This window comes from Okeania sp. KiyG1 (assembly GCF_014132355.1).
Taxonomy (GTDB): domain Bacteria; phylum Cyanobacteriota; class Cyanobacteriia; order Cyanobacteriales; family Microcoleaceae; genus Okeania.
In genome coordinates this window covers 19,285-45,855 of sequence record NZ_BLZO01000188.1, presented here as the reverse complement: position 1 = coordinate 45,855, position 26,571 = coordinate 19,285, and the positions used below count along the sequence as shown (strand labels likewise).

At 36.1% G+C, this 26,571-nt stretch carries 35 protein-coding genes; 17 read left to right on the top strand and 18 right to left on the bottom strand.

What is annotated here, in order from left to right:
• The first annotated feature begins 332 nt into the window (after window positions 1-332).
• Genes SAGCYANO_RS42340 through SAGCYANO_RS42315 form a run of 6 tightly spaced genes read left to right on the top strand, consistent with a single transcriptional unit; the run spans window position 333 to window position 3,791 of the window.
• A complete protein-coding gene (locus SAGCYANO_RS42340; RefSeq protein ID WP_202225488.1) occupies window positions 333-509 on the top strand; it encodes a hypothetical protein in 177 nt (58 codons plus the stop codon).
• Window positions 510-523: 14 nt separating this feature from the next.
• The gene (locus SAGCYANO_RS42335) at window positions 524-1,519 is read left to right on the top strand and encodes a ParM/StbA family protein (protein ID WP_202225487.1); all 996 of its coding nucleotides are present in this window, start codon (window positions 524-526) and stop codon (window positions 1,517-1,519) included.
• A gap of 56 nt (window positions 1,520-1,575) precedes the next feature.
• The gene (locus SAGCYANO_RS42330; protein ID WP_202225486.1) at window positions 1,576-1,989 is read left to right on the top strand and encodes a hypothetical protein; all 414 of its coding nucleotides are present in this window, start codon (window positions 1,576-1,578) and stop codon (window positions 1,987-1,989) included.
• A 13-nt stretch (window positions 1,990-2,002) separates the two neighbouring features.
• Entirely contained in the window at window positions 2,003-2,293 is a 291-nt protein-coding gene (locus tag SAGCYANO_RS42325; RefSeq protein WP_202225485.1) for a hypothetical protein, read from the top strand.
• Window positions 2,294-3,019, top strand: a complete 726-nt coding sequence (locus SAGCYANO_RS42320) for a hypothetical protein (protein ID WP_202225484.1) — start codon at window positions 2,294-2,296, stop codon at window positions 3,017-3,019.
• Window positions 2,967-3,791 (top strand): DUF6753 family protein, encoded by an 825-nt coding sequence (locus SAGCYANO_RS42315; protein ID WP_202225483.1) that lies wholly within the window; start codon window positions 2,967-2,969, stop codon window positions 3,789-3,791. The genes SAGCYANO_RS42320 and SAGCYANO_RS42315 overlap by 53 nt, the downstream gene beginning before the upstream one ends.
• A gap of 249 nt (window positions 3,792-4,040) precedes the next feature.
• Here the strand turns inward: SAGCYANO_RS42315 and SAGCYANO_RS42310 are convergent, their stop codons facing one another.
• The gene (locus SAGCYANO_RS42310; RefSeq protein WP_202218494.1) at window positions 4,041-4,442 is read right to left on the bottom strand and encodes a hypothetical protein; all 402 of its coding nucleotides are present in this window, start codon (window positions 4,440-4,442) and stop codon (window positions 4,041-4,043) included.
• Window positions 4,443-4,606: 164 nt separating this feature from the next.
• Between SAGCYANO_RS42310 and SAGCYANO_RS42305 the strand changes: the two genes are divergently transcribed.
• The 3 genes from SAGCYANO_RS42305 to SAGCYANO_RS42295 are packed head-to-tail and all read left to right on the top strand — an operon-like array spanning window position 4,607 to window position 5,900.
• Entirely contained in the window at window positions 4,607-4,900 is a 294-nt protein-coding gene (locus SAGCYANO_RS42305; RefSeq protein WP_202219534.1) for a hypothetical protein, read from the top strand.
• Window positions 4,882-5,625: a transposase gene (locus SAGCYANO_RS42300; RefSeq protein ID WP_202219557.1), complete on the top strand. Its 744-nt coding sequence runs from the start codon at window positions 4,882-4,884 to the stop codon at window positions 5,623-5,625. Before SAGCYANO_RS42305 ends, SAGCYANO_RS42300 begins: the two co-directional genes overlap by 19 nt.
• Window positions 5,622-5,900, top strand: coding sequence for a hypothetical protein (locus SAGCYANO_RS42295; protein ID WP_202225482.1), 279 nt, complete (start codon window positions 5,622-5,624; stop codon window positions 5,898-5,900). The genes SAGCYANO_RS42300 and SAGCYANO_RS42295 overlap by 4 nt, the downstream gene beginning before the upstream one ends.
• 52 nt (window positions 5,901-5,952) lie before the next feature.
• Here SAGCYANO_RS42295 and SAGCYANO_RS42290 read toward each other — a convergent pair whose 3' ends face one another.
• Both SAGCYANO_RS42290 and SAGCYANO_RS42285 read right to left on the bottom strand, forming a co-directional pair.
• Window positions 5,953-6,435: a DUF192 domain-containing protein gene (locus SAGCYANO_RS42290; RefSeq protein WP_202225481.1), complete on the bottom strand. Its 483-nt coding sequence runs from the start codon at window positions 6,433-6,435 to the stop codon at window positions 5,953-5,955.
• Window positions 6,436-6,590: 155 nt separating this feature from the next.
• The gene (locus tag SAGCYANO_RS42285) at window positions 6,591-7,019 is read right to left on the bottom strand and encodes a hypothetical protein (protein WP_202219552.1); all 429 of its coding nucleotides are present in this window, start codon (window positions 7,017-7,019) and stop codon (window positions 6,591-6,593) included.
• A 76-nt stretch (window positions 7,020-7,095) separates the two neighbouring features.
• On the opposite strand from SAGCYANO_RS42285, the gene SAGCYANO_RS42280 reads away from it, so the two are divergent.
• The 3 genes from SAGCYANO_RS42280 to SAGCYANO_RS42270 all read left to right on the top strand — a co-directional run bounded on the left by SAGCYANO_RS42280 (window position 7,096) and on the right by SAGCYANO_RS42270 (window position 10,026).
• The gene (locus SAGCYANO_RS42280; protein ID WP_202218496.1) at window positions 7,096-8,541 is read left to right on the top strand and encodes an NF041680 family putative transposase; all 1,446 of its coding nucleotides are present in this window, start codon (window positions 7,096-7,098) and stop codon (window positions 8,539-8,541) included.
• Between the two features lie 203 nt (window positions 8,542-8,744).
• On the top strand, window positions 8,745-9,695 hold the full coding sequence (locus tag SAGCYANO_RS42275) for a hypothetical protein (protein ID WP_237397236.1): 951 nt from the start codon (window positions 8,745-8,747) through the stop codon (window positions 9,693-9,695).
• Window positions 9,696-9,816: 121 nt separating this feature from the next.
• Window positions 9,817-10,026 (top strand): WYL domain-containing protein, encoded by a 210-nt coding sequence (locus SAGCYANO_RS42270; protein ID WP_202225479.1) that lies wholly within the window; start codon window positions 9,817-9,819, stop codon window positions 10,024-10,026.
• 614 nt (window positions 10,027-10,640) lie between these two features.
• On the opposite strand, the gene SAGCYANO_RS42265 is transcribed toward SAGCYANO_RS42270, so the two are convergent.
• On the bottom strand, window positions 10,641-11,591 hold the full coding sequence (locus tag SAGCYANO_RS42265; protein WP_202225502.1) for a tyrosine-type recombinase/integrase: 951 nt from the start codon (window positions 11,589-11,591) through the stop codon (window positions 10,641-10,643).
• 410 nt (window positions 11,592-12,001) lie between these two features.
• Between SAGCYANO_RS42265 and SAGCYANO_RS42260 the strand changes: the two genes are divergently transcribed.
• Window positions 12,002-12,817 (top strand): endonuclease I family protein, encoded by an 816-nt coding sequence (locus SAGCYANO_RS42260; RefSeq protein WP_202225478.1) that lies wholly within the window; start codon window positions 12,002-12,004, stop codon window positions 12,815-12,817.
• Window positions 12,818-13,469: 652 nt separating this feature from the next.
• On the opposite strand, the gene SAGCYANO_RS42255 is transcribed toward SAGCYANO_RS42260, so the two are convergent.
• From SAGCYANO_RS42255 to SAGCYANO_RS42240, 4 genes are all read right to left on the bottom strand, one after another.
• Window positions 13,470-13,697, bottom strand: coding sequence for a hypothetical protein (locus SAGCYANO_RS42255; protein ID WP_202225477.1), 228 nt, complete (start codon window positions 13,695-13,697; stop codon window positions 13,470-13,472).
• A gap of 61 nt (window positions 13,698-13,758) precedes the next feature.
• Window positions 13,759-14,595, bottom strand: a complete 837-nt coding sequence (locus SAGCYANO_RS42250; RefSeq protein ID WP_202225476.1) for a hypothetical protein — start codon at window positions 14,593-14,595, stop codon at window positions 13,759-13,761.
• Between the two features lie 18 nt (window positions 14,596-14,613).
• Window positions 14,614-14,838 carry a CopG family transcriptional regulator gene (locus SAGCYANO_RS42245; protein WP_202225475.1) on the bottom strand — a complete coding sequence of 75 codons (225 nt, stop codon included), beginning with the start codon at window positions 14,836-14,838 and terminating at the stop codon, window positions 14,614-14,616.
• A gap of 215 nt (window positions 14,839-15,053) precedes the next feature.
• The gene (locus SAGCYANO_RS42240; protein WP_202225474.1) at window positions 15,054-15,284 is read right to left on the bottom strand and encodes a ribbon-helix-helix domain-containing protein; all 231 of its coding nucleotides are present in this window, start codon (window positions 15,282-15,284) and stop codon (window positions 15,054-15,056) included.
• 234 nt (window positions 15,285-15,518) lie between these two features.
• Between SAGCYANO_RS42240 and SAGCYANO_RS42235 the strand changes: the two genes are divergently transcribed.
• The 4 genes from SAGCYANO_RS42235 to SAGCYANO_RS42220 all read left to right on the top strand — a co-directional run bounded on the left by SAGCYANO_RS42235 (window position 15,519) and on the right by SAGCYANO_RS42220 (window position 19,291).
• Window positions 15,519-17,183: a hypothetical protein gene (locus SAGCYANO_RS42235; protein ID WP_202225473.1), complete on the top strand. Its 1,665-nt coding sequence runs from the start codon at window positions 15,519-15,521 to the stop codon at window positions 17,181-17,183.
• Between the two features lie 56 nt (window positions 17,184-17,239).
• Window positions 17,240-18,070, top strand: a complete 831-nt coding sequence (locus SAGCYANO_RS42230) for a hypothetical protein (protein ID WP_202225472.1) — start codon at window positions 17,240-17,242, stop codon at window positions 18,068-18,070.
• 323 nt (window positions 18,071-18,393) lie between these two features.
• Complete coding sequence (locus SAGCYANO_RS47005; RefSeq protein WP_237397235.1) at window positions 18,394-18,720, top strand: hypothetical protein; 327 nt, start codon at window positions 18,394-18,396, stop codon at window positions 18,718-18,720.
• Window positions 18,721-18,760: 40 nt separating this feature from the next.
• Entirely contained in the window at window positions 18,761-19,291 is a 531-nt protein-coding gene (locus SAGCYANO_RS42220) for a hypothetical protein (protein ID WP_202225470.1), read from the top strand.
• A 48-nt stretch (window positions 19,292-19,339) separates the two neighbouring features.
• Here the strand turns inward: SAGCYANO_RS42220 and SAGCYANO_RS42215 are convergent, their stop codons facing one another.
• From SAGCYANO_RS42215 to SAGCYANO_RS46990, 10 genes are all read right to left on the bottom strand, one after another.
• Window positions 19,340-19,750 carry a hypothetical protein gene (locus SAGCYANO_RS42215; protein WP_202225469.1) on the bottom strand — a complete coding sequence of 137 codons (411 nt, stop codon included), beginning with the start codon at window positions 19,748-19,750 and terminating at the stop codon, window positions 19,340-19,342.
• 40 nt (window positions 19,751-19,790) lie between these two features.
• Window positions 19,791-19,955 carry a hypothetical protein gene (locus SAGCYANO_RS42210; protein WP_202218480.1) on the bottom strand — a complete coding sequence of 55 codons (165 nt, stop codon included), beginning with the start codon at window positions 19,953-19,955 and terminating at the stop codon, window positions 19,791-19,793.
• A 145-nt stretch (window positions 19,956-20,100) separates the two neighbouring features.
• Window positions 20,101-20,343, bottom strand: coding sequence for a hypothetical protein (locus SAGCYANO_RS42205; RefSeq protein WP_202225468.1), 243 nt, complete (start codon window positions 20,341-20,343; stop codon window positions 20,101-20,103).
• A gap of 57 nt (window positions 20,344-20,400) precedes the next feature.
• Entirely contained in the window at window positions 20,401-22,092 is a 1,692-nt protein-coding gene (locus SAGCYANO_RS42200; RefSeq protein ID WP_202218482.1) for a hypothetical protein, read from the bottom strand.
• A gap of 337 nt (window positions 22,093-22,429) precedes the next feature.
• The gene (locus tag SAGCYANO_RS42195) at window positions 22,430-22,990 is read right to left on the bottom strand and encodes a hypothetical protein (protein ID WP_202225467.1); all 561 of its coding nucleotides are present in this window, start codon (window positions 22,988-22,990) and stop codon (window positions 22,430-22,432) included.
• 214 nt (window positions 22,991-23,204) lie between these two features.
• Window positions 23,205-23,462 carry a hypothetical protein gene (locus tag SAGCYANO_RS42190; protein WP_202225466.1) on the bottom strand — a complete coding sequence of 86 codons (258 nt, stop codon included), beginning with the start codon at window positions 23,460-23,462 and terminating at the stop codon, window positions 23,205-23,207.
• Window positions 23,463-23,475: 13 nt separating this feature from the next.
• Window positions 23,476-24,135, bottom strand: coding sequence for a hypothetical protein (locus tag SAGCYANO_RS42185; protein WP_202225465.1), 660 nt, complete (start codon window positions 24,133-24,135; stop codon window positions 23,476-23,478).
• A 121-nt stretch (window positions 24,136-24,256) separates the two neighbouring features.
• On the bottom strand, window positions 24,257-24,607 hold the full coding sequence (locus SAGCYANO_RS47000; RefSeq protein WP_255502900.1) for a transposase: 351 nt from the start codon (window positions 24,605-24,607) through the stop codon (window positions 24,257-24,259).
• A gap of 195 nt (window positions 24,608-24,802) precedes the next feature.
• A complete protein-coding gene (locus tag SAGCYANO_RS46995; protein WP_237397233.1) occupies window positions 24,803-25,573 on the bottom strand; it encodes a hypothetical protein in 771 nt (256 codons plus the stop codon).
• Between the two features lie 782 nt (window positions 25,574-26,355).
• Window positions 26,356-26,565, bottom strand: a complete 210-nt coding sequence (locus tag SAGCYANO_RS46990) for a hypothetical protein (protein WP_237397232.1) — start codon at window positions 26,563-26,565, stop codon at window positions 26,356-26,358.
• Between the last annotated feature and the right edge of the window lie 6 nt (window positions 26,566-26,571).

Below are 26,571 nucleotides of genomic sequence, written 5' to 3'. Positions count from 1 at the left end.
TTAGCTAGTAGATGGGTTTAATTATCCGTAAAACAGTGAAGGTAATTCAAAGCGTTTTAATATCTTAAAAATAGCCTTCCAGATTCTGTTTCAGACTCTTATTACAATAAAAAAATAATTGGTAATTACTCTATTTGCTAGTGTTGAATCCAATAATTTTTATGAAATTTGACATAATGCACTTTAAATATACATAAACTGTACAAGAAAATTTATTGTGATTAACTCGTGACCGACTTGTGACCTACTTGTGACCGAACTGTAAATCAAACACAATATTTGGAGAATATTTTTGACTAATATATTTTTGTAGACAAGAGATAAATGCAATAATGGTTCAAACTCAAGATGTAAATGTACAAGATTCCATACCAAAAAAAATAGATGAAAATGATGTAGATGTACAAGATTCCATACCGAAAAAATTTGATAAAATTGTTGTTGTGGCTGATTTTGGAGGTATGGGGACTAAAGCTATTGCTTCTGCAAATAAAAGGATAAAAATATAATTTTACCTATATTTATGGGTTCTGAAATTGCTAATGTCAGTCGTAGTTCAATCGAAATATTGGAAAAAGAAACATTTAGTAATTATGGTGAACCAGAGCATAGAGCATGGTGTGGTGTGAAGGACGCACATTACAAAGTTATTGGTAGTTTAGCAGAAAAATTTAGTGGATTTACTTTGTTAAAACCTCCAAAGTATGAATTAGCGATATTCAAAACTTTAGCCCTTTTGTGGGTGATCAAGGAGAAATGGAATCTACCATCAAAGTTTGCCATTTATTTTGGCCTACTCATACCTCCTGGGGAGTACAATGATAGATTTGAATTAGAAAAATTGTTAAAACAAGCTTGTCAAAGTTTTAATACTCCTTCTGGAGAGATGTCTGTTACGCTTGAAGATTTTGATTGCAAACCAGAAAGCGCAGGAATTACGCTCTATCTAAAAAACAACCCTAAATATAGGTTCAATCAGCAAAACTTTTCTGTAGTCATGCTAGGTTACAGAAATGCCAGCTTGATTACTTTCAAACGTGGGCAACCTATCAACAAATACTCTTCTGATTTAGGGATGAATTTTATGATTGAAAAATTCAGAAATTTTACCTGCAAAAAAAACCCTGTATCGGAATTATTACCAATAATTGTAGCTGCCAACTCTGATTTGGAAAATGCGAATACATATCTTAATAAATTAATAGATACTACTTTTATAAACAATACCGTATCCCAATTACAGAGATTGAAAGATGGTCTTCATCTTTCTCGCGCCGAATATTTTGAAGCTTTAAAAAATTGGCTATTAGAATTTATACCGTTTGATAATAATATCGTCGTCTTCTGTGGAGGTACTGCTGAATTTCTAAGAAGTGAGATACATTATTTTAATGGGACACGGAATAATGAGATGTTTATTTTTGATGGTATAAAACCTCCTAACAGGATAGACAGATATTCATTGAAAGAACGAATATATGACCTCTATTGTTACTATTTATATTATCTACCAACTTGACACCAGTGATTTACAATGTGCTATCGAAGTGTAAATCAGAACGCAACTCGCAGAAGATGATCGACAATAACAGTAAGTATTCTTATGTTCGCATCAAATATAAAACTGGGGGCACAGATGAGATACTTTTTAATTATTTAAAACAGAAAGATAAGCCTTTAAAAAGTATCATTTTAGAAGCTCTAGAAATACTTTGGTTGCCCTACGCCTTAACATCTGTAGAATCTTCTCCAGAAACTATACATAATGAGGTTGAACTATCTTATCAAAAATTTATCAACCATTTTCAGCTAATGTGCTTAATGCTTGGGTGTAAGTCTTTACAGCAACCTCTAGCAGTAACAAATCAAGCACAATTTCCTAATGGAGCAAAAGGAGAGAAGGTAGACGAAGAAGAAGAATTAGATGATGAACAACAATTAGATAAAGATCGAGAAATATTTCAAAATGGAGAAACTATAAATTTTTAAAAGGAGGATTAACATGAATTGTATACATTTAGTTGATGGGGAGAAAGGCGGAGTAGGAAAATCCGTTGTTGCTCAAGCTATGTTTTACTATTGCCTTCAAACTTTAAGGTTAATCGGGTCAAATTCTCTCGAAAAAGAACGAGTAAATTCTTTATTAAAGAACGAGCTTACTGGCTTGACAAAGGAGGTTGATATTTTCAATGATGAAACTAGAGAAAACTGTCAATATATCCCCTTGATTTTGATTGATGCAGATCGAACTAATCCTGATGTCAAAAGAGTTTACGCTCAACAGTATTCATAATTGTTAGTAGAAGGTTTTTTTACTGAAAACCTTCGGGAACAAAAAACTGCTGATTCTATTTTTGATGCTTCTATTGGTAAAATCGCTATCGTAAATGTTCCATCAGCAGCAAAACGCGCAATAGATTCTTGGTTTTCCATAAATGACTTATTCGGCCTAGCAGAATCTTTACCTACTCCAGTAAAATTTGTCAGGTGGTTTGTTACTAATGGCGAACATAACAGTATGAATTTATTTGTTGATTCTATTAACAAGTATTCCCACAAAATGACTCACGTTTTAGTGAAAAACCACCACTTTAGTGATGATTGGAATTTATTGGAAGAACCTGTATATGCAACAGCTATTTCAAAAGCTTTAACTATAGATTTTCCTACACTTAAAGAATCTTGTGCTACTGAAATTAGAGGTTCGGAAATGTCTTATGAACGGGCGTTAAATGGAGAAGGTTATTTTAGAAACAAAGTAGTCGATCGCCATGTTGTTAAAGTTTTTATTGATAAATTTTCAGCTATTTTTAAACAAACCGAACAATTCAAAAACTTAGAGGAATTAGGGCACAATCTCTATGATAACAATCTTTCAGGATTTTCTACCAGCCCTTTGTCTATCAGTCCTGAAAATACTATCACAGCCAACAACACTGTAGAACAGGTAAGTAATGAAAAAACCAATGCCAGATATACCGCTACAAAATCACAAAAATCCAGTAAATCAAGTAAGTAGTAAACTCGAAGAAGTTAGAGTTGTAGAGGAAGTCCATAGCCAAGCGACGACCCCCGATCCACATTCCTTTAATAATTTCCAGGGGAAAAACTTACTAGATGAACTACTAGAAGGAAAACCCGATGCTTACAAAGCTAAGTTAGAAGGATTGGTGAGGACAACAGGAGTTACTGTTGACGACCCTATATTTCTCATCTTAGTGGCTTCAGGGAGACTAGAATTATTATTAGACGAAGCTCCTCAAACTTTCGGACATATTCTTGATTGCTGGACTTTAGAATTAGAAACTTGGCGAGATAAACTAAAAGTGAGCATGGAGCTAGCACAAAGAACTTCCGTGCTTGAACAACAGGCAGCGATCGCATCTGCCGTGGCCTCTTCTCTGAATACTGCCAAAACTGAAACCACCAAGCAATATCTCAATGCCGTACCCTGGGCTAGTGTTACTGCTGGAGCTTGTGTGCTGGGAGGGATAGCAATCGGATTTCTCAGTGGGATGACAGTGCCACCTTACTTACAAGGAGGAATAGATCCTAGTAGTCCTGTCAAATTAACTCGCGTGCAGGCAAATGCTCTTGCTTGGGCTATGAGTCCAGAGGGGAAACAAGCTAAAAATATATTAGATTGGAATAAGGATTACATTAATTCAGGCCAATGTCTGAATGATGCTAAAAATCTCAAAATTAAGATGAGTTATAATAATCGACCAGTCAAAGATGGTTTTTGTACTCTTTGGGTTAAGCCTCCACAGGAACGTAGTGCAAGCAATTAAATTTAAGGATAGCGTCAAATTAAGATGATTGAAATCAATATTAAACTGGCAAAACCAAGTAGTAGTAAAGAATATTTGCTCGGAGAAATTTGCCATCAAATTTTTGCTAAACTCACATCTTGCACCAACAAAAGTTGATATGAAGAACAATAACTGAAATACTTATCTGATCGGAGGTGGGAGTTAGTTATCTCTTCTCAATAGAGAACTATAATGAAGAAGTAATAAAAACCAGAGGGTAAATTAATCTTACTCTACCCGATGACCTGCTTTTTCTTCATCGGGATATAAATCTAACCAACTTTCATAAAGTGCTTCGATAGCTGAAGTTAATTGCTCAATTTTACCTCTTCTAATCACAGCATTCACTCCATCTATATGTGCTTGACTTCCTGCTTTTCCTAAATGTTTAAAACGCGAAAATTCCCCTTTTTTATTACTTTTTGGGAAAACAGATCTAGACCCTTTGAGTTGATAATACCAATAATGATATTTTTGCCCTTTGGCTTGATACCGTGCTACATAACAATCAGCAGGAGCAACCCATCCTGAAGCTTCAATTTCTGATTTTTCACGTTTTAAAGCAGCTATAGCTTCTCTAATACGGTCTGCTCGCTCTGCTATTTCTAGATTACTGTTGATTTTAGCCATTTTTTGAGCTTTTTGATTATGGAATATGTTATTATAGTTCTCTATTTTAAACAGAGAACTATGTTGCCTCACCCCATTTTATCCCAAGTTGACGAATTACTCTGCTCTTTAAAAGAATTAATGCCCACAATTTATCAAAAGAAACTCTAGAATCTGTTTTAGGCTTGTTTCTACATAGTCAAGGAAATGCTGTTCCTCATCATTGTCAAACCAAATCAGAAAGTGCTATTAGTCGCTTCTTAAATCATTATAATTGGTCAACTCGTTCTCTGATACGCACTGTTCGTTCTTTCATTCTCAACTTAGTTTTATCTGAAAGAATAAAAGGACGAAAACTCATTTTACAAGTTATTCTAGATTTAACAACTCTTGAAAAAGTAGGGAAGTTTGTTCATCTAAAAGAATTAGTTAGAGTTTATAATCATAAAAAGGTTTACACATCGTTGTTCTTTACTTAGTTATAGGTAATTGGCGATTTCCTTGGAGTTTTCGTGTATATAGAGGCAAAGGAACCTCATCACCTTCTCAACTGGCTTTAAAATTACTGAATACATTGCCTTCTATTTTGACAAAATCTTTCCCAATTTATGTTTTAGGAGATACAGCCTTTGGGACAATTAAATTCATTGAAAAACTCCGTGACAGTTCTTTTAATCATCATGGAATTCTTGGCATCCCTAATACCAGAAAATTAACTGATGGACGTAAAGTGTCTGAACTAAAAACTCGTGGACAACAAGTTTATCTAAACGGCTTAAATTTTCCTGTCTTCTTATCATGGGTTTGGCTAAAACGAGATGGAAAAAGAGTTAAGCGATTTGTTATTTCAACTAAACCTATGAAGGGAAAAACTATCGTCCGTTGGGGAAAACGTAGATGGCAGATTGAAGGTTTCTTTAAAACGGCCAAACATCAATTTAGTCTCCATCGTTTTGGACAAAAAACTTTATTAGGGGTTTATCGTTGGTTAATTCTTTCTCTCGTCTCTTATTTATTAGCTTATTGGATTTATTTACATAATGGTTATTTTGATGATTTAGATTGGTATGATTCAGCCGAAAAAGCCTTAGTTTTGCTCTTACCTCAGATTTTACTCCTTTCCCTTATCAAAAAATTAAAGTTACTAAATCCTTGGTTTTATAAACACGGTTTGGAACTTTGTCTTGTCAGGTGCAAGATGTGAGTAAAGCTTTTCCTGAATATTTCTGTCCAAAAGTGAAAACAATCGAGTCTTTGATCAAAGAAATAACTCAAATAACTAATATAATTAACTGCCCTAAAATTTATTTAATTTTAGAGAAAAGCAAAGCTAGTGCTGAATTAATTGAACTGGCTTTACGCTTAAGAAAATACTTCTTAATAGTCTGGATACCCGAGACAGGGAAAAATTTAAGCGGTTTTCCACACAATAAAGCAAATTATCAAGAAGTTGTTAAATTTCAATTGCAACAACTTTAATAATCAATACTCCGGCATTGATAAATTACTAATTGTTAATAATTAATTATTTTCAATATGTAGTTACTGTCAAGCGATCGCCTATCTTTAAGCCCAACTCATTCGCACGTCCACCTTTCAATTCAATTACGCTATCCACAATCACTCCAGAATCATATATAGAACATTTATCTGTATAACAAGGAGGCGCGTTGGGGACTAACCCTTGCACAATACTATTCCTAATAAAGATAATATCCAGACTGATTAAGCAATTCTTCATCCACAGTTTTACTCTTTGAGGAGGTTTAAACTCAAACAGCATCCCGCGATCGTCGGGTAAAGAAGGTCTAAACATAAGCCCGATTTTTCTTTCTTTTTGGGTGTCAGCGACTTCTAAGTCTATTTTTAAATCATTAATAATAACTTCTGCTGTAACTGGCAAGTATTGAGGTCTAGAAATACTTCTTACTCTATTTGTATAGACACCAAAACTAACATATATTACTAAAGCACTAAAAATTAGAAATATTTGAATATTATTATTTTTTGGCATGGGTTGAAATTACTTTAAAACTTATCAAATATAATAATTAGTAATTAATTATTGGACTTTGGACAAAAAAAAGTAGTTAGCGTAATAGTTACACTAACTACCAAAATTAAGGTTTAAAGACCGAATTCATACTGGAATTATCTTTGTTTTTGACATTATTTATCATCCCGAAGATCATAGGATGGGTCTGGTTCAATTTCTCCACCAAAACAAATATCTAAATAACTTTCTTGAAGGGAATGAACAACTCTCTCCAACTCATCAATAAGATTCCTTCGACTCATTTTTTCAACTGCATCAATATGAGCTTCACTACCCGCTTTGCCTAAATATTTATATTTAGTTTTTTTCTGACTATCAGTAGCCATAGGAAAAATCGGTGAAGCAGATTGTAATTTATAATAATAGTAAAGTTTCTGATTTCTATTGACTTGATAACGGATGATATGAACTTCACGAGGAATCACCTCTCCTTCTCGTTCAATTTTCTTAATTTTCTGCTTCATCTGACGGATTAAACCCTGAATTTGTTTCCCTCTAATGGCTGCAGGTTGAGTGGTTTGCTTGGATTTCGGTGTAGACATGAGACTGAATAGTTAAGAAAGGATTTATGTTGGCGTAAAATATACACTAACATTCAGAGGTGTATTATTCACAACCATGGAAAATCAAGAAAACAGTCAATCAATCAAGGAGTTCTTATCCTGGAGGCAAAACCTTTATCATGGAGTTAATGCAAGAATTGAAACTATTATAGAATTAGTAGATGCCCTTTCATCAAACTCCATCGCAAGTTCGGTAGTAGAATTGTCTGAACATCCTTTATTTCGACGAAATTATAACAGTTTATATAAAGGAATTCAAGAATTTTTACCTGATAAAAATGATGATAATTACTCACAACAAGTTAATTACTTATTAGAGGCTGCGTCTCAAACAATTCCTACTCCAGTTTCCCGACATTTTCATTTATTTGGAATTGATACAACTCCTTGTCCACGTCCTTTTTCAGCTACATTGGCCGACAAAACTTTTATCAATTATCCCAATCCAATTAAAGGAAATAAACCCATTAGTATTGGCCATTATTATTCAGTTATATGCGCTTTACCAGAGAGAATAGCAACAGGTAATGTACCTTGGGCTGTTCCCTTATTAGGAGAAAGGGTTCCCTCGTCAGAAAAGGCTACTAACATTGGTAATAAACAACTGGAAAAAATCTTTAAAACTGCTTCTTTCTCTGGAGAGAAGTTATCAGTTTTAGTTGCTGACAGTTTCTACAGCCAAAGAAATTTTATTGGAGAACAAGTCAAGCATAAAAACTTAATTACCGTGACACGAGTGAGAAGCAATCGAGTCTTTTACCGTCAATTTATCAGGAAAGAACACCAAGCAATTACTTCAGGACATCCCCGTTGGTATGGAGATAAATTTGACCTGAAAGATGAGAATACTTGGCATGAACCTACGGAGGTTAGTCAATCCATTTTTACTACTAGAAAAGGTCGTCAATTGACAGTAACAATTTCGGGTTGGAACCAGATGTTAATGAAAGGAACTCAGAACTATAAAATGAATCGTTATCCTTTTACTTTACTACAAATTAATATTACTGATGAAGTAGGTAATCAGATTGGGAAACCGATGTGGTTAATTGTTATTGGTTCTCGACGTCAAGAGTTAAGTTTGATTGATTGCTATGAATCTTATCGGCAACGTTATGACATAGAACATCTGTTCCGATTTGGTAAACAAAGATTATTAATGACAGCTTATTCAACCCCTGATGTTGAACATGAAGAAAATTGGTTCAAATTAACATTAATTGCTTATGTTAATTTATGGGCTGCTAGGAATTTAGCCATTGTTTTACCCCGTCCTTGGGAACATTATTTGAAGACTAATAAATCAGTTAAAATCACTCCCAGTTTAGTTCAAAGAGATTTTTATCGAATAATTTCGACTTTGGGTACAATGACGACATCTCCTAAACGTCGAGGTTATTCTACCGGACGGATTAAAGGATATAAAACAACACCACGAACTCGTCATCAAGTTATCATCAAAGGCAAAAAAAAATCCAAAAAACAACGAAAAGTTTCTTAGTAGTGGGCGACAACTCTTAATTATTGCCATTTTTCAGTGATTAAATTCACTGGAGACAGAGAAATATTTCTCTAATATAGTTAGCGTAAATATTACGCTAACTGTTTTCTTTTTGTCCAAAGTCCAATAATTATTTAACAATGTTTAATCAAGTATACCCTGTTTTTAAAATCCCCAAAAAAATTTTAAACATTGCTGTAGCGATGCCTGAAATTGAAGTCCCTCAATTTCAAGAACCACAATTTATAGAGAAACCAAAATTACCTATTAAACCTAAATTAATAGAACCAAAAAAACCTAATATATATATTTTTTTAGCAATGATAGGATTAGTTATTTTTGTCTCTGCATTTTGGGTTAAAGCCATTGGTCCAGGTGGTGGATTTATGTTGGTAATAGCTGTAATTGTAGCTAGCTATATTTTCTATAGAGAAAAAAATGGCTATGGGGTAAAGAAAGCAAAATTCGATATGATAATGCTTAATTATAGAGCAGAATTGGATGCCTATCAGCAGCATTTAGAGCAATGGCAAAAATCCCAAACTAGCCAGCATTCTAGTATGCGTGATTATCAAAATAGAGTGGAAAATTACAGAACACAATCCACAGAGCGCAGTCAAAAAATAGAATTAGCTCGACAAAAATTTCAGCAAATTAAGCCACTGAAACCTATTCAAGGGAGCAATGCTCCCAAAGGAAGGAGTGAAGAAATATTTCACCAAACTCTTAGTCATTACCTACCTGGCGAAATAATGGTGGATTATCGGGTTATCAAGTATGTTGAATATCCCTACACTCCTGATTTTATTTATTATCTTAAAGACTGGAATTTATATGTAGATATAGAAATTGACGAGCCTTATACTTGTAGTGGCAAAGGTAAAAAAACAACTCACTGCACAGACGATCAAACAGAGATTAATAGAGACATTTTTTTTGAGCAGAATGATTGGGTTGTTATTAGATTCGCAGAGGAACAAGTTTTAAGATTTCCTATAAACTGCTGTAAGTTTATTGCGCAAACAATTGATTTATTGGTAGGAGAACCTATTCCTGAGAAGTTGAAAAAAGTTGATGATATAATTGCTGTACCTCGATGGAATACAAAAAAAGCGAAACGGATGGCTCGGAAAAAATACCGACATTATTATTAATTGGCAGAAATAGAAGATTCGTGCAAGGATACGACTGATTTATATGAAGCAGCTAATTCTCCCGAACGGTTCAGGATGGTTGTTGATAACTTCCACACTTAATACAGACAGATTGTATTGAGTGACATCTCCCACAGATCGACGTTTTCTCCATCGGTTTCAAGTGGAATTACCTGGTTGGTGTTTAAAAGATGTGAGTTTTTTAAGTTGGGTTATTGGGTTTGGCGGTCATGTGAAAGTAGTTAAACCAGATGGATTAATTGATACTGTTTATGAGGTTGGGTTAGATATTGTTGAAATTTATGAGGGGAAAGCAGAAGGAAAAGAATGAAATTTTCGGTCGCGTAAGCGGAACGGAGTTCTATAACGCTCTTACCCGGAATCACTCTCGCACTGTTATAGATTGAGTCTTGTAGTCGAGGAAACTATAACTTTTGTCTAGGAAAAATTACCAAAAGACTACATATTGCCATAAGTTGCTAAGAGCAACTTTATCAATCGTTCAGACTGTTGTCAAGAATTATGCTTTACCGAATAATGAATAATTAATAATGAATAATTAATAATTGAAGAACATAAAGCTAGTGAGATAGTCTCCCCTTGTAATTAATAATGAATAATGAATAATTAATAATTTCAGAGCGTATATCTAGGAAGATACTTTCTTGTTAATTAGGGCTTGCTCCAGTAAGCGATAATTAATAATTACCTCTTCTCTAATAAAAGAATTGTTGAAAAGGAATTTTTTCCTTTTTTTATCCCTGTAGGGCGACAGCTCGTGGCACAGCTAAGGATAGAGTTGTTACCTGAATTTTTCAGTAATTAATGAGTGTCAGGCGCTTAATTATTGATGCTCCAGCAATAGAACTCCCCAGACGCGTGACGCGACCGATAATTATTAATTGTTAATTATTAATTGTTAATTATTAATTGTTAATTATAAACTCAAACTTCCATAGACAAAATATCAGAAATTTCCTTCTGTAAATCCTGACGATTATCATCATAAATAAGCAAAGTATTCAAATTAGAATGACGTGATAACTTCTGCACCCTTCTCACATCCCCATTAGTCTTATCCAAAGCCGTCGTAATACTACTATGCCTCACCCTATGGGGACTCATCAACTTCTCAATACCCGCTCTAGTCGCCAACCGTCGTACCATCATATAAATAGCATGGTCTCCCAACCTTTTTCCCCAAGTAGAATGGTCAAGCCTAATAAACAAAGGTTGATTAACATCCCACTCCTTTCTTGCCGTCAACCAATCCTGCAAAGCCTCCACACTCTTGAGCGTCAAGCTTACCCGCTGTTTTTCATCCCCCCACCCCTTGCTCAATACCCAAAGCGAGCGTCCGCTCAAATCAACATCCAGTATATCCAACTTCGACACTTCCGAACGGCGCAAAGCATTATCCCATAATAACCTAAGAATCGCATAATCTCTCTTCCCCCCAAAACAAGAACGATCCGGCACAGCTAAAATCTTTTTATATTCAGCAGCAGGAATGCCAGTCGTGTCCCGATAAGGCCGAACTTTATCGCTCTGGATATCAGCCAGAGTAAAATTACATTGCCCCACTTTCCGAGCATAATTAACCAAAGACTTGATTGCAGATATCCGACGATTAACCGTGGCACTTTTCAACCCACGGCCATAAAGATGTTGCCGATATTTTAATACCCAAGCGATCGCCTGCATTCTCTCCAAGGAAAGAAACTGCTCTACCAACTCCGGAGTGGGGTCACACCCTGCAATAAAGCGGAAAAAATCTTTCAAATCCTTAGCATAAGCGTGCCGAGTATTAGGACTACGCTTATCAGCCAACAACTCCTCCAGGAGGTCAGAGTGAGAGGCCAGAGGTAGAGAAGATTGAACAACAATATCAGACATATACTTAGGTAAGGAAAACCGCATTATCATACTTTACAGTCCACAATACAGGAAAAAACGTTTCCCTTGCAACTGGAGAGCTAAAAAAAAATAGTTGAAGTGAGCAGGTTGGTGAAAAGACTTTTGTTTCATTAATTAAGGCAGATGGCTTTCAGTAATTAAAAATTCAAAATTAATAATTATGAAGTGGCCTCGGACAGATGCGCTATGGGTGTGTCCTGATTCTGGACACGAGTGTTCTGACTTGCTGGATACAAAGATATTGTGACTGTGCAGAAATTGGCGGGTGGCTGCTTCACCCATGACTACTACTTCGTTATGATAGACAGGGTGAGGAGATGCTCGAAACGAGCTGTGCAGAAGTTGGAATTTTGGGAGCGTGAAAATTTGTGTAAAAGGAAAAAATACTTATGCAATTAGTTAAAAAAATCTTATTATGTGTCTGTTTAAGTTGCTTTTTTCTAGTCAACTTTTCGTCTAATGGAATAGCTTTTAACTTAGAAAGTAGTCAACTAGAATCAATTATGCCAGAGCTTAATGGTATAGAACTATTGAAAAAAGTAGCTAAAGAATATGCTCCAAAAAAAACTTTTAGTTATAAGATGGCTAGAGATATCATGTATACAAAAATTGATAACCATGATGGTGTAGTTCAGGGTATATACACTGGTTATAGTATTGATTTAGACCCTAATTCATCTAATCCCAGACAAATAGCATATCAAAATGATATTAATGCCGAGCATATTTATCCTCAAAGTAAGGGAGCTATAGGTGCGGGTAAAAGTGATTTGCATAGTCTTTTTCCTGCTTATAAACGGGTCAATAGTGAACGGAGCAATAATCCTTTCGCAGAAATTAATGATTCATTCACAGATAAATGGTGGATAAATAATCAAATTTTACTTAATCAACCCATTACAGAAATTGATAATTATAGTGAATCATTAACAGGAAGTGAATTTGAACCCAGAGAAAATAAAAAGGGTGATGTAGCTCGTGCTATGTTCTATTTCTACACGGTATATAGAAAGCAAGCTAATGCCAAAGACTCTAACTTTTTTCCACAGCAAAAAGAAATACTTTGTCAGTGGAATATTGCTGACCCTGTTGATGATTTAGAGATAACTCGTTCTCATTTAATTGCTAAATATCAAGGCAATGAAAATCCTTTTGTGTTAGATTCAACTTTAGCTAAAAGAATCTATTGTAATGGAAATAGTTAGTAGTTATGTAGACTGTTTCGGGTGAGTGGTGTGAATCTTTTTCCACTCAAATTTCCAATTGTGCCTAGTTCACTTCAATGGGGAATTATTGTGAATAAAATGTGAGTGTTCAATAATTAATAATTAATAATTAATGATTAATGGAGGGGTAATATTTACTTTGAAAACCCACACAATATCCCCTGGCTAAAATCATAATAGATATCTCAGTAATTATTAATTATTAAGGAAGCCTTTTTAGATAAAAATTTCAGCATTCTACTCTTTTTACCCTTTGAAATAGTATAGTCGGCGAACACATTTCAGGCCGCAAGCTAAACTTTTTACCCAACACGACCGCAAGAAAACATAATTGCCAAAATACAAAAACAAGTTAGTGCGTAGTCGGTTGGGTCGCTGCGCTAAAAAGTTTGCCTGAAATGTTGAGTATTGTTCGGAATATTTCAGCCATTTTAATCAACAAAATCTTTCTTAGACTTAATAGCTATTTCCCGATATTGATTTGCTATTTGAAGGCTACCTGCTATTTTATCTCCCCATTTTTTATAGCTATCAATATATCTTTTTGTTTCTGCATTTTTTTCATACTTACCATTATTTAATCTGAATTGATTGTGATACTTTTCTAGTACTTCTCTGAGTATTTTATAACCTAAGCTATTGAGAGTTTGTACAGATTTATTTCACTTAGTTTGCTGGCTAAATCTGCTTTATTTTTTCTGCCAAATACAACAAAACGACATTCTAAAAGAGATAATTTTTTATCCCTCAAAACCTTAGCAATTTCAGCTAGCATCGTGCTTTTTCCAGTCCCTACTAAGGCTTCAATTAACAGTCCCTTTTTCTTGGTTTGTGTGAGGCGATCGCTCTTGACGTGCAAAAAAAATCCTCCCCAATCTGGAGAAGACTTTTGTGGCCTGATTTTAGTTAGCGCGAGCTAGCTATCCAGGTAATGTCGTTTGATCAATAGCCCTTTCTAACTCTGGAGAGACGTTAAGTTGATTTCCCCAGTGCTTTAGGTAGTCATAATCTAGTTCTTTCCTTCTAGCTTTAAGAACACCCAAAATATCACGCCATTGTTTCTCGGAATGATTCTTGGCGATGTTATACCACCTTAATTTCTGCAAAATTATATCTTCAGCAGAAGCAATATAAATACTTTTATTTGTCGAAAATAGTTGCACTTGTTTCCGGCGCGACATAGCTGACATTTCAAAATTATTAGATTGTTTGATAGGATAAATATCAGCTTTAATAACTGAGGCTAGATGAATCACATTAAAAGTATTAGCACGACCTCTCATGGCATCATCTATAGCAGTTTCGCTCAGATAGAATTCATTTGATAAAGCTGACACTAATTCCTCTACTTTATATGGTTCTAAAATAACTGCAATATCAGCATCTTCAGTTTGTCTGCGTTCCCCCCAGAAAGAACTAGCAAGACCACCTCCTAAATAATATGGGATATTCAAGCCATCTAACTTTTCACCAAGTGTAATAGCTAAATCTATTTCCGAAGCAATCATAAAATCTATATCAACAAGTTTATTTATTGAGCAATATTGCGCTCCAAATTTTAAGTTTATGTACTCTCTTTTTAGCTGTTTATTGGTGAAATTATTATGTTTTTTGAATAAATCCCACCATATTTGTTGTGACTGAATAGAAGCCCTGTGATATTGCATTATTCTGGTTTCAACAGGAATATTGCCTATCAGTTGAAACAAGATTTGCTCGGCTTCAATTGTCGTATCTTCTGCTTGAGTTCTGTACATCGCGATCGCTTTTTTTTACTAACTGACTTGTTGCTGTGACATTAACCGCACTGCTTCTCTGATTAACTCATTTTTTGTGCAACCTCTACGCTTTGCTTCTTCCACCACCCACTCATTCAAGTCCACAGGTAATCTGACACCCAAAGTACCAGCTAAAGGTTTGTGGTTAGGACTGGCGAATTTACCATTATTTCTGGTCTTAGCTACTGTCTCGTATCCTATATTTTTAGTCTTTTTGGCCATACCTTCCTCCTGCATTATCTACATCTACAGTATACCGCTCAACCGTGGCCTTAGTCGATAATATGGCAACTAAAATATTTGCTCTAGTTCCTTTCTATCAGAAATAAGTTAACGACGAAAATTTACCCACAAGCTTTTTCCGATAGCAAATGCTATCGGAAAAATAGATGCAAAAAAAAGAGTGATCGCTTATTCTTAATACTTTTTATTGAACACTATTTACCAGCAGAAACACTACCTGCCCCCTTCTCCTGACATTCTAACCAAAACCCTATAGCTTCTCTAATTATAGCTGATTTTGTTATACCTCTCTGCTTGATTATGCGTTCAAGGGCTTCGTTCTGACTTTCGATTATCCGGCCCGCAACAAATACCGTGCGCTCTTCTGGATCGACGGGCGGGAACCAAGCTGATTCTGCATTTTTATTTCCTAGTGGGGCTGACATTTTGACTACTTCCTTTGTCATGTTAACGGACTATGGCCTAACAATAACACAATTATTTTTTTTATGTAAAGACTTGACATAGACTTGTTAACGGTCTATAATAATAAATGTAGCTGGATATATAACTAGCTATAGGACAAAAAAAAGGACACCGCCCGCTCCTAGCAAAGTTGAGGCAATGTCCTTTAAATGTCCTTCATAGTCCGTAAAGAAAGAACCGGGAAGGCAAACATTATGTTACTAAAATCCCAAACAATTATCAAGCAAGAAGAGTTGGTCTCTATCTTAGAAGCTCAACTCAAGAAAGCAAAATCCAGACTGACTGAGCTAACAAAAGCTGATACCAAGATTAAGTCAGTTGTTGCAGAACTAGAATCATTACTGACTGAGCATCCAGATTACAAACTGCTGGTAAGCGATCGCCTCAAGCTCGGAGAGAGTGAAGCAGACCAAACAGGGCCAGTGCGAATTGAAATTGAATCAGTAGGCAAAACAGCCGAATATACTGAATCTGAAATAGAAGCTTATGATAGTTTATTCGGTGACGGGCCACCACAAACCGCACCCCAAACTGAGGAAATAATTACTGAGAAATCCGCATGGGATTTAGAAAATCTGAATGAACCTATTGAATCACCATACTCATCTGAAGCAGAAATAGCTCAATTAATTGAAGCACATGACCAACTCTCTCAAAGAAATCAGCCACGGCAGGAGCAAGAAATTTCCGCATGGGATTCTGGACATGAGCAGGTACAATCCGTAGTATTGCCGATTCAATCCGACGACGAAGAACAAAAAATTGCTCTGGTTGAAAAAGTATTGTCAGAACTGGATACTTTTGAATTTTCAAAGACCCGAGGCATTCCTAAGATAGCTATGTACATAGAAATTAAAGGCAAATCTTTAGGGATGATTTTTACCGACAAAAAAGATTTAGTAAGCACTATCGAGCTTGAAGAAAACTTGATTAGGACTTACGCATTAGATTTACCTTTACTCCTAAAGGATGTGAACGAAGGTAAATCTATCACTCTTGATAATTATTGCTTATCTAAAAAATCAGAAGTAGGCAAAGTTCAGCAGCAACACAAGCCTACAGCTAAGGCTACTGTCGAAACTTTAAAAGCTGATGTTGAGCAAGTAGAAGATGAGTCAATGGTTCAAAAACCTGAACCCACGCTCTCGCAACTGAAGCAACAATTGTTGAGCAAAAAGAACAAATCAGAATTAGAGGAATTTAAAGCATCTATAGGTGCACCTATGGCTCTTGAGATTTGGGAAAGCTGCACCCATGCCGAGCGGAATCTCATAAAGTGCATCAACGTCGTCGCGGATTCCAAGCGAGCTGCCTTACCCTTTGACTTAGTTGGTTGGCACAACGCTCTAGGAAAGCTAGAAATTGCCCGGTATGTAGGTTTTTACTTATATGGCAAGCAAGTAGAGGATTCCAAGCGGGTTATCTACTTAGTAAAGCATGACACATTCAAGATAGTAGATAAGCGATCGCTTAAAGGAGTAGATGCAAAGTCTCAAAAACCTTGCCCGACTGACCTTGTGATTAAGTTAGAAGCTGCATTAGAAGCACAACCAGAACCAGAGCAACCTACAGCCCAGGAAATAGCCAATAATAACTTCACAGGACTAGGTCCCGCCAAAAATGCTCAAAGTGGCTCACCCACTGGAAAACTGGCAGAGGAGCAAGCATCCAAACCAAGGGTAGAAGCAGGCGACATCATTGAAGTACATACCAAAGATAGCATCGCTAACGGTAAAACTGTTGAGGTTAATTTCGTCAAAGAAGATGGGACAGTACACGTTGTCTGGGATGGTAAAAATGTATATATTCCAGCAAGCGGATACACGATATTTTCCAAAGGACTGAACCTAAAAAAATAATCAAGTCATCTGAGGCGTGTAATGATTCCGCCTCTACCCTATACGGGGCGGATACCTTGGATGACTTTATTTACAACCCTGAATATCTTGAATATGCTTCACTCTATGACTATGATGAACCCTCTTGGCTTGAGTGCATAAAAACTGAGATTGAGAAATTAGAAGGGTTCAAAGTTGACCATAACGACATAATTCTCAAGGTTTGGCACTGGGGAACAAAAGTGGGAGTCGCATACCATCATGGTAGTTATATTGACATCACTCCCACTTTGATAAATGAACTAGCAAAGTACGACCTCAATCTAGAAGCTTTCATGGTGAAGAATGATATCAATTATGAGGTCATTAAATCAAAACACATCTTGCATCCAAAAATCAGGCCAGACCTACATCTCAGTATCCAGTGGTCAAAAGATTTGCACCCCAATGACGGGTACATCAACGGGCATTATTTCGGATACCATCGCAATGACTATCACGGCGACTATATCGAATTAGTATATCGCAATCAGATTTATCATTCCTACTGGGGACACTCCCCAGACTACCTAAAACCTTACTTTGACGCCATCTGGAAAGAAATCCAGTCAAAAGAGATATTTCGTCATCCCAAGGAAGTTCGCTTAGGTAGTAAGGTAGCAAATTATTTGCCTGATGGTTTCAAAGCTTATCGTGTAGTTGGCGATCGCTTTCAGTGCAAAATCCAGAGAACTGTTACAAAGTACTGCTACCTCAAGAAACATGAGGATCAGTATTACATCAGCCCTACAGAGGATTGGCAATCACAAACACAGGTCGCGCCAGATTTGTTTCAAGCCCTGAAGATTGCTCTGCAATTAATTGATTCTTCCTCAGAATGGGACAAGACCCATAAACACAACAAATAACTTAACGGGCATTTATTATGACAACATTTAAGGTATTCGGAACTAAGCCAAAAAATGCAATCCTAGTTGCAGACGACATTCCTAACCTTCGCTGTAACTGCCAAGAGGGTCAGTGGAAGCTAGGAGAAGAGGCTCTAGGTAATAAATTAGAATGTAGCATCCTTAAATTCTCCAAGTGGTTTGGCACTCTTGGCCAAACAAAACATACACTTTGGGGACAAATATTTATGATTGCTGAGAACTCCGGAACTAGCCCTGATATATTCCGGGAGTGCCTTATGGTTACATACCAAAAAACGCGCTCGCTGAGTAGCTTCTTAAATTTGGTTACTAAATTACAATGTCAAGGGGTCGAAGCTGCTGAGGGAGTATTCATCGCCTCTTTTATTAAGCACTCTGGGCAGAAACCCGATGATACCGGAGTTATCAAACCTATCCATTATTACTCGATAGAGTGGAGCTGGCGAAACCGGAAAAAGGAAGACAATTCCATAGAACAGCTTTGTGCAACATTGGACGATTCTGGCAAATTTGTCGATCCTCAAAGTACTGGTAAGATGCAGTGCTTGGATGGCCTGTCTGCCCCTGAAATCCAGCAAATTATCAGTGGGGGACAGCAAGATAAATTATTAGTCGGGACTGATTTCTAGTTTTGTTCGGGGGGGGTACAAACCCCCTTGATAGCCCACATTGGCAGTTACTATAAAAAAAATGGTTACAGATATTGGCAAAATTAGTAATATTCACTCTTTTGAGAGTTGGTGCAAAAGCAAGCACCACCTGATGCGTCGGGGTCGATACAAGTTAGATTTTAAAAGAATATTTTTGACTTTAGGGTGGGCTGTCACCCTAGATAAACCACCTCTGTATCTGCCCGCACACAAGGATGAGCGAATGAACAGACTGGCAAGTAAATATTGTCCCAACTGGAAAATATCCTTGCTGTGCTACTACGAGAAGGGTGGCGGGATTAAACCACATCGGGACGCAACAGGATACGGGAAAATTGGTTATTCCTTGAGTACCACCGATTTTATGTTCAAGCATGATGGTACACCGCATTCTTGCAAAGCTGGTACTATTTATAGGTTTGAAACCAAAAAGACACATGAAGTACCTCCACTCCCGCAGTCCAGGTATACTCTAATCTGGTGGGAGCCGGATTGGAACTATTGGAATAAGTACTGGAACCAAGCGCAACAACTCGAACTACCTTTGTAAAGGTTTTATATAAAATGAGCAACAAAGCCCTTCGTGCTGAAATAAATCCTACCTCAAGAGATACAGAAGTAAGCCGATTAAACGAGCATACAAATGAAAAACTCTTTGAAAGAAATTAGGATATTTACTACCTTTTTTTTCTTGCTCACTTACTCCTATGGGATAGATAGAACCAGCCAACCAACTATGCACAATGGCATGAGCAGATTTTGACAAAACTACACAATCAATATTCCACTTTTCATTGCCTAAATTACTGTAAAAACAGTGATAAATAGCGTAGTTTTTTAATTTTATCCAAGGAAATACTTGGCAGCGATCGCCTACTTTTTTCTTGAATATTTTTCCTTTGGCTTTCCACTCTGGAGATTGGATATAAGTATGATAATTTACCTTTGGTTTTCCCTGGATTTCTACTGGCCTATCCAGGAAATAGATTATTATTTTTGCTGTTGTCATTAATAATAATCTGATGATTCTGAATAATATTTTTATTGGTTTATAGAAAATTACTTTTATCATAAACCTTCTTTCCTTTTTCATCGGCCATTACTCTCTTAAACCACTCATCATGTCCCGAAGTATCAGCAGGTAAATTGTCCCATAAAAATTTATAGTAGTGCCACAAATCCCAGTATTCTTCATCGCATGGAAACAGTATCAAATCTTTCCAATTTATCAAATTACAATTTAATTATTTAAATTCCAAAATGACTTTTTTTATCTTAAAACCTCTACTGCATCCGATAACTTTACAGAGAATTGTTTACCACAATCCCCACATTTATACCGCTGTACTTTACCACTTTTTAAGGAGCGCACACCATTTTTAAGGAGGTTTTTCCTCCACATTTAGGGCAGCTATTATTAGCACTATTTCGGCGGTTATCCTCCATTTCGACCTTTGGCGGTTCGGGAGGATTAAGATGCTCTGTTGATTGTCCTAACTGGATTTCAGACTCATCCTTCTGTGGAGGATTTTGCTGTTCGGCGTAGAATCCGGGAGGAAGCAAAACCTCCACAAACGCCTTCTCTTCACCGGGACAAATCAACCCAAAATACTTCTCACCCCGTTCGATTAAATCTGAAGTTTTAGCTACTATTTCATTTTACTCTGTAGCTGATTTTATCTCCCGATTTATCACACTAGGAACCTTGGCAGAGTCGCCTAAATAATACCTGGTGAAGTTGAAGCTACCACTAACAGTTAAGCCGTTTGTATTAACATTTGATTCTTGAGTCAATAAAATAATTCTTATTTTTAAAGCCCGACCAACTGTAGATAATAATTTAATAGCTTTGCTATGTAATTCTTTATCATACTCTCTCAGCATTAAAGATTCATCTACTACCCAGATTTGAGGTTTTATTTCTGGTAATTCATCTCCATTCTCCGCAGCAATAGTCGCAGCATCTAATCTATTTTGTAGAGAGTTTACCATATCTTTAAGACCATCAAAACTGGTACGAAAATCCTCATTAATGGCATTTAAACCCTTGTATTGTGGTTTAAATTTTTTACCTGCAAACTTCCACTCTGTATAAGGATATTTGGGGTCAATTACAAAGATTTCTGCGTTCCCTCCAAAATGAATATTAGCTAAAGCTGCAATATTATCTACTAAAGTAGATTTTCCCCTACCAGTTGCGCCAAGAATTAAGTCGTGGTGAGATTTAACAAAGGTATCATCTAACCAACAAGTATCACGCTTTTTAGTAGTACCAGAAGTGACAACAATTGGGCTAACATCTCTAGATTTTTCATTCTCTGTTTTGACTAATAAGTATCCTCCTTTTATCTCAGTATTACAAAATTTGCCTGTTGATAATTCCAAGGAATGATTAATTTTTAAAGCTTTAGAAGCTTTGGTAGAATCTACTAGGTAAAACTTAAAAGCTAAAGTATCTCCATAGCGATTAAATTCAGCAAAGGAAACGTTAATTTCGTTCTCTAAATAAGTATTCTGAATTATTTGAGAGAGATAAGCTTCGTAACTTGCACCATGAGCAATTCTTAGCTTACTACTATTCTTTAAATTAGTATTCTCAGATTGTAGAGAGTTTAGTGCATCTTGATATTTTAAAAGCTGATGCTTGTAAAGCTCATTAGTCCTTACTAACTCATCAAACTTTTCTTTTTCTGCCAATAAAGCTTTTTCTACTTCCAAGGCTGATTTCTCTTGATTTATTTTCAGTTGTTCTTTGTACAAGTTCAACTGTTTCTTTATATCGTCTAACCTTCTTTCTTCAGCAATTATATTATTTTCTCTACTATAAAACTGCTCTAGTTTATGCTGAGATAAGTCTAACTGATTCCTAAGTTCATCTGATACAGCGAGCGCCTGATTTAATTCAGTGGTAAACTCATCATTTAATTGTTGTTTGATAACTACTATTTCAGCTTCATACCTATTAGCAATTTCTATCGAAGCTTCTTTTACACGAACATCACAGGTTTTTAACTTACGAGTTAACTTATCTAGATCTTGAGCCAACTCAGATATTTTAATATCCTTTTTTTGCGTAACTTCAACAATTTTATTTTGTAGAGAGTTTATTAATTCTTCATTTTGCTGCTGTAAAGTTGCTAATTCTAAATCAGCATCCTTTGAAATTTTATCGATTTTTTCTTGAGAGGAATTAATAGTATTTGCCAGAGTCGAGGTACTGACTATAATTCCCAGAAAAGAGCTACCTAACAATACTAATTTAATCTTTTTCTCCAGGTACACATTCATTGATGAAAAAACGAATATTCCTGTAGAAACAATAATCCCTGCCACTGCAATTTTGAACTTCATAATAGAAAAAATAGGGGAGCAACCCCCTATAAAACTAAAGAACGAAAGATTCCACTAAAGGTTAAAGTAGCAGTCAGCAGTCAGCAATCAGCAATCAGCTTTTCACTTTGTATAATGGGGGATTCAAACCCCCATTAACACACACCACTAATTTTTTCTAAATATAGTGGGGGACTTATACCCTTGGATTTTTAGCTGAGAGCTGATAGCTGAAAGCTGATAGCTAGTTAAAAACAAGCTTGACAGTCAATGCACAAGCAGCAAAAAACAGCAAAAAACCCAAGAAATTAACGATAATAACCAGCGGAATGAAGTTAAACTTCATATTTTTGATATCCTAAGTTAAACCAGTTGAATCTTCAATAAATATTGGAATTGCATCCAACACATCAAAATCGGCGGCATATCGGGATTTTAAACTAGCTTCCAATTGAGTAAGATTCAACCTAGATTCCTCTATTTGCAGATGCCGGGTGTTGCCCTGAATTGTCATCATTTCTCTTTCCTGTATGGAAGAAGCTTGTTCAAACAACAATCTGTCCTCAAGCTGAGAATGCTTTTCTTGGCTCAGGGAAAGGCGAGTCTGCTCTTGCTCATAATTTACATCTGCTATTAACTGTTTAACATCAGCAATATCAGCGTTAGTGCTTTCGATGTTGTAGTTAATTTGCCTTTGCTTTACTTTCTCACCAGAAGCAGCCACATCCCAAGATTTAGCCAGCAGGTTATTATCCATAATCTGCAAATCAAGAGAGCGCATTTGACCTTCTTTGTGCTGCTTCTGAAGATTATACTCATGCTCTGTGATTGACTCAGTCCCATCAAAGCTAACGTTAGTAAGCTTTTGACGAGCAGATGAAAACTTAGGCTGTAACGAAGAACCTAAAGTATAGGTCATTTGTTTTTGTACTCCTTATAAAATTTTTCAACCAAACGAAACTGTTTTTGCTGTTGGTTTCTACAGTTAGAATATTGTTGCTGTAACTTCTGAAACTCTGAAAAATAGGCATTATCAGAATATTCAGATGGGAGCTATCGCTCCCACAAAACCAACAAAAGCAGCAGCGGTGATTTTGACAATATCAGCAATCATTTTGAAATATCCTATACTATTAGCTTTGCTGGCTTGACTTTAAGTTATTTACTCTATCCTCCAAACTTTTAATTCTCTGCAGAGTCTTATCAACTAAATTCTCATCATCCATAGGTGGAATATTTTGGTTGCACTTACAACCCGCATCTTCAGCAGCCTCAGTAAGACTACTTATATCATCAATATTGGTGTCGTCTTCACTAGCCAATTTCTCAATAGCCGTCAACGGCTTCGCCAGCCAATAACAATCACCAATGTCAACCGTAACTTTTACCACTTTTAAACCTCCTTTATTTTGAAGTGTGACCTAGCTGCTCTAGTATTTGTGCCATCCCATCATTGAAATTACCCACCAGCGCTGCTCCACAACGCGCCGACATTTCTGTCCCTACTTGCCCATAAAAAGACTCTAGAGAACTGGTAAGTTGGTCGAGCGCATTCCCGACATTGCTTGCTTCGTTTTTAATTCTGAATATTTGAGCCATATTAGCTGTGGCTCTAGAAGAATCGTATTTAGGTGCGGGAACAATATTAGCTACTGGCTCAGATTGAGAATAGGAAGCCCATACTTGCTGCTTGAAATCCTCATACTGCATTTTGCCTGGATTTTTAGTACCATCTGGGAGCTTGAGAGCGATCGCCTCTTGTAGTTCTTGCATTTTCTCCAAGGCCAGAGGGGTATACCTTTCACCTACCTTGAATCCTTCTGTTAACCAATACCAACATTCGCAAATCCGGGGATAGTAGCCAGTGCCAGCACGGTAGATAGTTTTGGTAGAAATACTTAGTTCCTGAGCTAATTGTTCAAGAGTGTAACGAACTGTTTCAGTAGCAGGAATGTCTGTCTGTCCTTCTACTTCGTCGTCTATATGGAAGTCTATTACATTGTCTCCATAATTTTCTTCATTTCCCTGTAATCCATAGCTAATAGGCATTTTAGATGTGTACATCAGTTTGTCTCTCCTTGTCTGTTTGATGTCTATAATTGAAATATAGACACTAAAAAACGGAAGTACAAGGAACCTAAGCAACTGTTTGGGAACGTAGGCAAGTCAACTACCAAACATCAAATCAAAGATTATGATGTTGGCTTGATTCTGCCGTCCACCGCAGTTCTGCAAACCTTGAAAGGCGCGCAGCTTTGGCTTCAGCCGACGAACCATTAGGGGTCGCTGACAAAGACCCCGTACTTACCCAGTCTTGCCGGGTAAGCAGCGTTCGCATTGCTATATTCCTTGCGCCAATTAAGTCGGCATGGAGTTCAAAACCGCAAGATTCACAGCGGAAAATTAGCCCTTTCTTTGGACGATTACCTCTGCTGGTATACCCGCAATGAGGACAAGCTTGAGAGGTATAATCAGCATCAACTTTTATAGCTAACGAGTTATTTAAAACAGCTTTGTAGTCGATCAATGAATGCAATTTGGCAAAGGACCACTTAGCTTGCTTATTATTAGCTTTTCGCTGTTTAATCGACGCTTTTTTTCCAGTTTTGCGAGGCTTGGTTCTTTCCCGAATATTAGTTAAGTTCTCCAGTCCAATTAAGGTATTAGGAGTAGCAATCTGTTTGGATAAACAGTGGTTTTGATCGGCAACAAACCGTCTCTCTCTTCCTGATCAAGAAACTAAGCGTCTTTTAGCAGAACGAGTGCCTTTTTGCTGTAAAGATTTCCTGGCTTTTTGGTAGCAGGTAGCTTTATGATTGCACTGTTTTCCCGAATAAAAATGAGTTTGATTTCTGATGTCTGTAGTTACTGCATGGTATCGCTGTCCCACATCAACACCGACTACACGATTAATTGCATCAGGTTCAATGTTTGGTATTTCCAATTCCAAAGAAACCAGCAAATAATAAGTTCTAGTTGAACGAGCGTAATAAATTTTTGCTCCCCCAAACTTAACTGTATTTTTACCTGAAGTAATTAGTTTAATGTGCTTGTTGTATCCAGAATAAGGAACTTTAATTCGACCTTGCAAAGTAATTAAACTCACCCCTTGCTTCACAAAAGAGTAATCTCGTTTGTAGTTTAAATTGCAAGTTCTGGATGCATACTTAGGTGGTTTGTCCAACCCTTGATATCGCTTTTTAGTCTGGCCTAGTTGAAGATGATTCGCATTTTGTTTAACTTTAGTCCACAACCCTTTATAAGTTGCAGCTACTTGTCTTGGGACATTGCAACTCATCTGAGATGGTAAACCAAATTTAGTTCTAATATCCTGATAAACAAGCTTTTGCAACTTATTTGAACTTGATACTTTTCCATTAGTGAATGCTATTTCAGAAGAGTAATTTAGCGCATCTCTATAAGCCAATGAAACTTCTCTCAAAAGCTCTTTTTGCTCTGAGGATAAATGTAACTTCAGTTTTGCCGTTATTACTTGCTTCATTAGCTTTTTCACTAACTACTTTAATTCTAGCTTAATGGTGAAACAAATAATAACTTTTAGCACAAAAGAATGCGATAATAATTATTGGACAACTTCATACTTTCATTGTCCCGATATTCCTCTTACCGATAAATCGCAGATTATAGCGGGAGACTCCTATCGAGCTAGTTGAAAGAGAGGACACTTATATAGTGGTGATTGATTCCTCAATAATTATTCACAACTCAAACTATTGTATATCTTAGATATTCATAGTAATTTTTACAAGTAGCAAATTCATCAGAATATCCTTTTTCATCCTCAATATATTTGAGCAATATTTTTATGATAAAATATCAATGTAATTTCCATTAAAATTACATCTAATATGTGTAAGTCAACGAAAGCTATTGCAATTCAACTTTTTATTGAGAAGATATTTCCTATGAACCTTAATTTTATTAAATGGGAACTAAAATACTTGAATATTGTTGAAAAAAAGATGTTTACAAAATTTTCATTGACTGTAAATTTTCTGACTCAATTTTCAATATTTTTAATATATTTATATTGAAGAGAATAAATATTTTTAAATTCCCTTGTATTAATTTCAAATTTATTTTACACAAAAATAAAACTGTTGCTGATATTAATTCAGACATTTATTGTTATGTATTTTATTATCTAAATTTAATCGATCTTCACAATTTGAAACTTTTATATAGTAAACAATTAAAAAATAGAGTTCGGATTCCAATTTCGTAGGGATTATTTTTCCAAAATTGGAAGTCGGGAAAAATATATTATGCTACTTGGGGATTAGAAATTTTCTCAGGTTTATAATACTTAGGAACATCTAAAGTTGGCTCTCCAAGTAATTCCATAAATCCCCATTGCTCTCTACCTGGTAAAAATTTAGCTTTAATTTCCACAAAGTAGCGATCGCCTTGTTGATCTTTCTCCAACTTAGGATTAAATCTGAACGGTTTTACTGGAGAATCCCTCCACAGCACAGGAAC